The 7,784-nt window shown below is 61.0% G+C and carries 8 protein-coding genes, 1 tRNA gene and 1 pseudogene; 2 read left to right on the top strand and 8 right to left on the bottom strand.

Translation table 11 applies throughout. The features are described from left to right. Positions 1–391: pseudogene (locus AC1D1P_RS09590) on the top strand (ABC transporter substrate-binding protein); the annotation flags it as partial. 75 nt (positions 392–466) lie between these two features. Next, positions 467–1,432, top strand: a complete 966-nt coding sequence (locus AC1D1P_RS09585; protein WP_477672803.1) for a DMT family transporter — start codon at positions 467–469, stop codon at positions 1,430–1,432. Positions 1,433–1,454: 22 nt separating this feature from the next. On the opposite strand, the gene AC1D1P_RS09580 is transcribed toward AC1D1P_RS09585, so the two are convergent. The 8 genes from AC1D1P_RS09580 to AC1D1P_RS09545 form a co-directional block, all read right to left on the bottom strand. After that, a complete protein-coding gene (locus AC1D1P_RS09580; RefSeq protein ID WP_477672802.1) occupies positions 1,455–2,090 on the bottom strand; it encodes a hypothetical protein in 636 nt (211 codons plus the stop codon). 172 nt (positions 2,091–2,262) lie between these two features. Further along, positions 2,263–2,336: transfer RNA gene (locus AC1D1P_RS09575), tRNA-Gly, on the bottom strand. Between the two features lie 58 nt (positions 2,337–2,394). Beyond that, positions 2,395–2,844 (bottom strand): DsrE family protein, encoded by a 450-nt coding sequence (locus AC1D1P_RS09570; RefSeq protein ID WP_477672801.1) that lies wholly within the window; start codon positions 2,842–2,844, stop codon positions 2,395–2,397. A gap of 111 nt (positions 2,845–2,955) precedes the next feature. Continuing rightward, positions 2,956–4,521 (bottom strand): tripartite tricarboxylate transporter permease, encoded by a 1,566-nt coding sequence (locus AC1D1P_RS09565; protein WP_477672800.1) that lies wholly within the window; start codon positions 4,519–4,521, stop codon positions 2,956–2,958. Beyond that, entirely contained in the window at positions 4,521–4,943 is a 423-nt protein-coding gene (locus AC1D1P_RS09560) for a tripartite tricarboxylate transporter TctB family protein (RefSeq protein ID WP_477668897.1), read from the bottom strand. Before AC1D1P_RS09560 ends, AC1D1P_RS09565 begins: the two co-directional genes overlap by 1 nt. A gap of 265 nt (positions 4,944–5,208) precedes the next feature. Continuing rightward, a complete protein-coding gene (locus AC1D1P_RS09555) occupies positions 5,209–6,708 on the bottom strand; it encodes a sensor histidine kinase (protein WP_477672799.1) in 1,500 nt (499 codons plus the stop codon). Beyond that, a complete protein-coding gene (locus AC1D1P_RS09550) occupies positions 6,689–7,390 on the bottom strand; it encodes a response regulator (RefSeq protein ID WP_477672798.1) in 702 nt (233 codons plus the stop codon). The genes AC1D1P_RS09555 and AC1D1P_RS09550 overlap by 20 nt, the downstream gene beginning before the upstream one ends. A gap of 46 nt (positions 7,391–7,436) precedes the next feature. Beyond that, the coding region (locus tag AC1D1P_RS09545) for an aldehyde dehydrogenase family protein (protein ID WP_477672797.1) at positions 7,437–7,784 on the bottom strand (348 nt) is incomplete at its 5' end.

Genomic DNA, 7,784 nt, shown 5'->3' with positions numbered 1-7,784 from the left:
CTTTGAAGACTACGAGCAGGTCGAGCGCAATTACTTCAAGGAAACGAAAATTTTCCCCATCATGCATACGGTGGCGATTCGCCGCGACGTGTATGAAGCCAACCGCTGGGTGGCGCGCGCGCTGATGAAGGCGCTGGAGGAGTCGCAGCGGCGCACTTACGAAGACCTGTACGAAACAGCGGCACTCAAAGTCATGCTGCCCTGGCTGACGTCGCACATCGAGCAGGTCAAGCGTGAGATGGGCGAAGATTTCTGGCCTTACGGGTTTGAGAAGAACGAAGCCACGCTGCAGACCTTTTTACGTTACTCGTTTGAGCAGGGCCTTTCAAAGCGGTTGCTCAAGCCTGCCGAATTGTTTGCGCCCGAGTCACTCGAGGCGTTCAAGATATGAATAAGTTGCTATGRATTTTATAGCTGGTGGCGCACGTCCAACAGGCGCCAACGGTCAATAAGATGATGAATACGGATGACTGATTCCTTCCTCGGTTACTTGCTGGCCAGCGCTGCGCTGTTGCTTTTCACGGTCTCCATTCTGGTTACCAAGGTGGCATCCAGTCGCCTGGAGCTGGGCCTGGGCTTTCTCATCGCGGCTTCCTCGAACGTGGTGTTTTCTGCGTTGGCCACGCTGGTGCAGATGGGTCTGCGCACGGATGGCTTGCAGTGGAACGCGCAGGCGTTCTGGCTTTTTGCCGCCGCCGGTGCGTTTGCCACCTACCTGGGGCGCTGGTTTTTTTACGAGTCCGTGGTGCGTTTCGGACCGGCCAAGGCCAGTGTTTTCCAGATCAGCAGCCCGCTGTTCACCGCACTGATGGCCTGGCTGCTGCTGGGTGAGCGCCTGAGCATGCTGGTGGCGCTGGGCATGGTCATGACGATAGGCGGGCTGATGCTGGTCAGCTACAAGCCCGGCTTTTTTTCGCGCCGCGGTTCCACGGCAGCGCTGGCGCCCGACGGAGGCCCCGCACCTGCGCCTGTGCAATCCACCGCGCTTCAGCGGGCGCTGCAATCCGCCTTTTTGCTGGGTATGGGCAGCTCGCTGGCATATGCGATCGGAAACGTCCTCAGGGGATCTGCGGTGCGCAGCTGGAATGAACCCGTCGTGGGCGCGCTGATAGGCGCCGCCAGCGGCCTGGCCCTGCTCCTGGTTTTCACCGCCGACAAGGGCGCGATGGCCGCCCGCCTGCGCTCAGCCAGCCGCAGTGGCATGGCGCTGTACGCCCTGATCGGTGTGACCACCATTTCAGCGCAAATGTGCGTGATCGGCGCCATGCGCTACATACCGCTGTCCGTTACCACGCTGGTGACGTTGTGTACGCCGGTGTTGGTTTTTCCGCTCAGTCATCTGCTGTTCAAGGACCAGGACGCCATCAAGGCCATCACGCTGGCGGGTAGCGGCTTGACTTTGCTGGGTATCGTCATCATCGTGATGCGTTGAGGGTGGTCTGGACGCAGATTTCCTATACCGACGGCGACCCGGAGGCAGGCGAACTGCCTGGCGTCTCGGTGCGGCGTTTCACTTGGGCTTTTCTGATTTTGGCCAGCTCTTGCCACCCTATTAGTTCGCTACGTATGCTGGGCATGCACACCTCCACCATAATCTGGTGTCTTTGCACGTCCTCGCCATTGCGACTGTTTTTGCCGATTACCAAGGGCATTGATGCTTCGATTGGACCGTCATAGAACTCATGTCCTGCCCAACCTGACACTTCAAATGTCTTGCTCTCTTGAGCCTCAAGCGTTGGTATGTGGATTGGTGGCTTTATCCAGATGTCGCGTGGCATGTGAGTCTGGTCAACACCGAAGCAGTCAGGCTGCAAGAGCTGCGCGTAATGCAGCTCAAGCTGATGCAATGCTTCGCTCCCTTTATTTTTCACCATCAGCGAATACATCTGTTCCCCTACGTCCGAAGAATCCAGCACAACCAGCAACTGCTCGAAGATTTTTCTGGGAGGCATGACAGGCGGCGCCCACGAAGATGTGACTGCCGAAAATTCAGGATCGAGTCGATGTTCAACAGTGGGGGCCGTCCATACGGCCTTTATGGTTTTAAAGAACTCAAATGGCTTCAGCATCCAATGAAGTATTTTGGGCATACGAAGATATTAGCGCTTGTGATGAGCGGTATTCAGCGTCCACCGAATGGGTGTATTGGCCGCTGTGCGTTGCTTCTCGAAAGTGCGAGCGCAAGCGACGGTTTTGAGCCTTGGGCAAACCTTGGGGTGGAATGCCAAATCCTCAAAAATCCCAAAAAAAACTGGCTGATATTGGAGCGGGTGATGGGAATCGAACCCACGCTATTTGCTTGGGAAGCAAAAGTTCTGCCATTGAACTACACCCGCGTTGGTGCTGATTATAGAAGCGGTAGCCTGGCGAAGCCAACCCAAGCCTGACTGCCCATCATGGCCTCAAATAGGCCCAGCCTTCGTGCTGCTTCTTCATGATCTCCGTGACGCCGGCGGGCACATAGCTGATGCCAGCCAGCATGTCGTCTTTCGTCAACTTCTGGCCGCGCATGGTGTTTTCGCAGGCGGTGACCTTGATGCCGGCTTTGGCGGCGTCGGCGACGCGCGCGCCGGTGGGCGACTCCAGCTTGAGCATGCCGATGCCGGGGCCGTAGGCGACGATTTCAATGTCGACGTTGGCGGCGCCCACGTCGTCCTGCAGGTTTTTGGCGTTGTTCAGCGCCAGGTTCCACTTGGCCGGATCGTTGTCGCTGACCTGGATCACGATTCCATGGCGTTTTGTACCTGCAGCGCCCGCTGGTTGTGCGCGAGCAGCTATCAAAAAAGGAGCAAAAAGGGCCAGCGAGCCGACGGCCCCGGCCTGGATGAAGAGTCTGCGGTTCATGGTGGCGTGTCTCCTGAAGGGGACGCTCATTTCACCACATCAGCCGCGTGACACAAGCCCCCGAACCGTCGCGAGAGGGTTCGGGGGGCGTGCCGCTTCGCCGGGCCAGCCTTATTCCCCGGTGGCTACGGGCACAGTCGTGGCGGTTGCCGAAGCTGCCGTGGGCGTGCTGCTGCCGGCATGAATGACATGGTCGGGTGATTTCCACAACTTGCGGACAAACACCACGACCTGCCACACGACCAGAGTTCCGATCATGGCCAGCAAGGTCCCGCTGATGGGGCGGTTGACGAAGACGCTAAAACTACCCCGGCTGAGAAGCATGGCGCGGCGGAAATTTTCCTCCAGCATGGGTCCCAGAATGAAACCCAGCAGGAGTGGCGCGGCTTCCATCTCCAGGCGCAAAAACAAATAGCCCACCAGGCCGAACACGGCTGTGATGTAGATGTCGTCCAGGCTGTTGTTGATGCTGAAGGTGCCGATGCAGCAGAAAAAGAGAATCGCCGGAAACAGCACGGTGTAGGGAATCTTGAAGACCGACAGCCAGTAGCGCACCAGGGGCACGTTGAGGATGACGAGAAAGCAGTTGCCCACCCACATACTGGCCACCAGACCCCAGAATAAATCGGGGTGGCTGGCGATCATGTTGGGGCCGGGCTGGATCCCCTTGATGACGAAGGCGGCCATCATCAGGGCCATGACGGCATTTTCGGGAATGCCGATGGCCATGAGCGGGATAAAGCTGGTGCGTGCGGCGGCCTCGTCGGCGGCGGCCTGCCCGGCCACGCCTTCGATGCAGCCGGTGCCGATCTCATGCTTGTATTTGCTGAACTTCTTGTCGGCGGCGTAGGCGGCGAACTGGGCAATCGTGGGGCCGCCGCCGGGCAGTATGCCCAGGACCGAGCCGATGATGCTGCCGCGCAGGGCGCTGGGGATGATGCGCTTGAACTCGGGCCAGGTCGGCATGAGCTTGATCTCGCCGTTGAACGGTGTGAGGACGTTTTTGTTGTCGAGATTTTTCACCACCTCGGCAATGCCGAAGCAGCCCAGGGCGATGCTGATCAGGCCAATCCCGTCCATCAGGAAGGGCAGGTCCATGGTGTAGCGCGCAGTGCCGCTGTTCACATCGGTACCCACCATCCCGAGCAGGACGCCGACCATGGCCATGGCCAAGCCGTTGAGCAGGCTGCCGCTGCTGACAAAGCTCACGCAGAAAAACCCCAGCAGCATGAGGGCGCAATAGTCAGCCGGCCCAAACAAGAAGCCCACTTCACCCAGTGGTTGAGCCAGGGTCGAAAGCACCACAATGGCCACGGTGCCGCCAATGAAGCTGGAAATGCCCGCGGTGAACAGGGCCAGGCCGGTTTTTCCCTTGAGCGTCATCTGGTAGCCGTCTATACAGGCGACGATGCTGCTGGCATGCGGGATCTTCATCGTGATGGCGCTCACGCTGTCGCCATATTGGGCCCCGTAGTAAATGCCGGCCAGCATGATGAGCGCGCCGCCGGTGGGAATGGAATAAGTCAGGGGCAGCAACAGGCTGATGGTCGACAAAGGGCCCAGTCCCGGCAGCAGACCGATGAGTGTGCCCACCGTGCAGCCAAGAGCGCAATAAAGGAGGTTTTGCCAGGTCAGCGCATGCTCGAAACCCAGCGAGAGGTTATGCAGGATGTCCATCAGTAGAGAGGCAGGCTAAGGCCGAGAAAGTTTTTGAAGGCAAAGGCAACCAGGATCAGACCCACCGAGATCTTGATGTTGCGCACCACGGAATACGACGTACCTGCAAGCGTGGAACAAAACACCAAAAAGATGATGGCCAGAATCATGTTGAGGTAGTGGGAAATCACTGCAAACCCGACGAGGCTCAGCAGAATGAGGGCGATATTTTTGACGCCGTAGTCCAGGGGGACAGGGTCATAGAAGTGCGAGCGCACCACCGTGAGAACGCCAATCACAAACAGCAGGGAGCTCACGATCAGGGGGAACATGCCGGGTCCGGACCGGCTTAATTCGCCTATTGAGTAGTTCAGCGACACCCCGCCAAAGAGCAGGGCGATCGCCATGAGGCACAGGCCCCGCACGAAGTTTCGGTTCTTCATGTTCATAGGGGTTTGCTCCATGGCTGCGCCGCTGCGGGCGTTGTCACAAACGGGGGGTGAGTCATCCGTGTCTCCTTGGTGGTGGCCCTGCCTTTGGCCGGTGCACAAGTTGCAGTCGACTGGGGGCGTTTGGGATGGAGCGGATGTTAGGAAGCGAGGCTTCCAATCGGCTTTCGTTTTACGCAGCCGAACTCAAAATACGTGTTATCACTAACAGGGCCGGTGGCGCCTGCGGCGCTGCCGGCTACGGCTCAGCCGTGTGCGTTCAACCCTGGGGATCGGACGCCAGCGGCAGCCGCAGGATGGCGCGCAAGCCGGGGCCGGAGCCTGCATCGCCCAGCTCGATGTCGCCACCGTTGCGCCTGGCATAGGCGCGTGCGATGGCCATACCGAGCCCGGCGCCGCGCGCACCTTTTTCCGTCGGGCCGGCCGAATGAAAGCGTTCAAACACTTCTGCGTGCCGCGCTTTGGCTATGCCCGGGCCGTCGTCGCGCACCTCGGCGAGCGCCGCGCCATCGCCGGCGCTCACCTTCACGGTGATGTGCCCACCCGGCGGGCTGTAGACAATGGCGTTGTGCACCAGGTTGGACAGCGCCTCGTGCAGTTCGGCGCCGCGAGCCAGTACCGGGACTGCAGGGTTTTTGTGCAGCGCGTCGGGCACCGGTGCATCTTCAGCAGCGTCCAGGCCCAGGTCCTGGTCTTTCTCATGGGCCAGTGTCAGGTGCTGCAGCACCACGTCCCGCGCGATGCTGTTGAGGTCCACGACGGCGGGCGCATCTTCGGATGGTGCACCGTCGCTCGCATGGGCCAGCGACAGCAACTGCTCGCACAGGCGCCGGCTGCGCGAGATCTGCACGACCATGGCGCGCAAGGTGGAATGCAACTGCTCAGGGTCTTTTTCTCGCAGCGCAACCCCGGCCTGGGTCAGCATGATGGCCAGCGGTGTGCGCAGCTGGTGCGATGCGTCGGCCAGGAACTGCGATTGCTGCTCAAGCAAATCGCGGTAACTGGCCAGGTGCTGGTTGACGGCGTCGACCAGCGGCGCCACTTCATGTGGCACGTTGGTAGTGTCCAGCGGCTTGAGGTCACGCCCCTTGTTTTGCAGCACGGTTTTGCGCAGGCGTTCCAGCGGCCGCAGGGACCAGGTCACACCCAGCCAGACCAGCAGAATCATCACCAGCACCATTCGGGTGTCGCGTATCAATTCCTGGCGCAGCGTGGCCGCCTGCGCCCGGTCGCGCGGCTCGGTGCTTTCGGCCACCTGGATCAGCAGGTCAAAGGCCTGGCCACGCTCGTCAAGCACTTTGCTTTGAAGCGCCACCACGCGCACTGCATGGTCCCGGTAGTCGCTGTCGTACCAGACCACGGGGGAGGCGATGGAAGAGGGCGAGGGGGCTTGCTGCGCAGGCGGTGCAGGCAGGTCGGTTGCGCCTAGCAAGGTCACCTCACTTGCAGAGTCCACCCCTTGCGGCGTCAACCCGATATGCAGGTACTTTTGCAGCGGGCCGGCGGCATCGACCACCGCCTGTACCGCCAATGGCGCGTTCAGGTGCAGCAAGCCGTCCGGACCTACCGACAGACTGCCGCGCAGCACATGGACGGATTCGAGCATGGCCTGGTCGTAGGCGTCCTGCACCTGGTTGCGTAGTGCGCGGTAGTCGTTCCAGCTGTCCAGGGCCAGCAGGCCCAGGATGGCCGGCAGCAGCAGCGTCAACAGGCGCGCGCGTATGCCGAAGCGGTCGGGGTCAGTCCGCAGTATCTTCATGCGCGGTGCTTTCCGGCGTGATGCTTTCCAGCATGTAGCCCAAGCCGCGCACGGTGACGATGCGCACGTCGCCGCCGTCGAGCTTGCGGCGCAGCCGGTGCAGCACCAGTTCGATGGCGTCAGGGCCGGCATTGCTGTCGGCCGGAAACACCTTGGCCGAGAGTTGCGACTTTTCTACCGGCGAGCCGCTGCGCGCCAGCAGCACCGACAACGCGGCGCCTTCGCGCGGCGTGAGTTGCAGCAGCGTGCCGGCCAACGTGAAGGCGCGGCTGTCGTGGGCGCATGAGAGCGAACCGCACTGCAGCGGCGCGTGCGAGCGCCCCCGGCTGCGTCGCACCAGTGCGGCGATGCGGGCCTCGAGTTCTTCAATCGCAAAGGGTTTGGTCAGGAAGTCGTCAGCGCCGACGTTCAGGCCTTTGACCCGGTCTTGAAGCGAGCCCTGCGCGGTCAGCACCAGCACGGGCGTGCGGTTGCCTGCCTTGCGAATGTCGGCCAGCAGGTTCAGCCCGTGTTTGTCGGGCAGCCGCRGGTCGAGCACGATCGCGTCGTAGTCATTGCCGGCCAACAGCGACTCGGCGGTGCCGGYGTCCGACGCATGGTCGGGCACAAAGCCGCTTTGCTTGAATGCGCGCACCAGCCACGAGGCCATCTCGGCTTCGTCTTCCACAAGCAGCAGGCGCATGGATTCTTCAGTGGTAAGGGCGGTTGCGGATGTGTGGCGGTTCAGCTCAGCGCTGGATGTCCCCGAGGCACAGGTACTTCATCTCGAGGTACTCTTCCATGCCGTGGCGGGAGCCCTCGCGGCCCAGGCCCGACTGCTTCACGCCGCCGAAGGGCACGTGTTCGGTCGCGATCACACCCGCATTGATGCCGACCATGCCGTACTCCAGCGCCTCGGCCACTCGGTAAATGCGGCCGATGTCGCGGCTGTAAAAATAGCTGGCCAGACCGAATTCGGTGTTGTTGGCCGCGTCAATCGCCTCCTGCTCTTTCTGGAAGCGGAACACTGGAGCAAAAGGCCCGAAGGTTTCTTCGCGGGCGCAGAGCATGTCGGCGGTGGCTTCGGAGATGACGGT

The organism is Polaromonas sp. P1_E1_2 (genome assembly GCF_056406035.1).
Note: the sequence above shows the minus strand (reverse complement) of the source record. Positions and strands in the feature narration are given on the sequence as shown.

Excerpts from the sequence above, each read along its gene's own strand:
- AC1D1P_RS09585 (WP_477672803.1), top strand. The coding sequence starts at position 467 with ATGACTGATTCCTTCCTCGGTTACTTGCTGGCCAGCGCTGCGCTGTTG.
- AC1D1P_RS09580 (WP_477672802.1), bottom strand. The coding sequence starts at position 2,090 with ATGCCCAAAATACTTCATTGGATGCTGAAGCCATTTGAGTTCTTTAAA.
- AC1D1P_RS09570 (WP_477672801.1), bottom strand. The coding sequence starts at position 2,844 with ATGAACCGCAGACTCTTCATCCAGGCCGGGGCCGTCGGCTCGCTGGCC.
- AC1D1P_RS09565 (WP_477672800.1), bottom strand. The coding sequence starts at position 4,521 with ATGGACATCCTGCATAACCTCTCGCTGGGTTTCGAGCATGCGCTGACC.
- AC1D1P_RS09560 (WP_477668897.1), bottom strand. The coding sequence starts at position 4,943 with ATGAAGAACCGAAACTTCGTGCGGGGCCTGTGCCTCATGGCGATCGCC.
- AC1D1P_RS09555 (WP_477672799.1), bottom strand. The coding sequence starts at position 6,708 with ATGAAGATACTGCGGACTGACCCCGACCGCTTCGGCATACGCGCGCGC.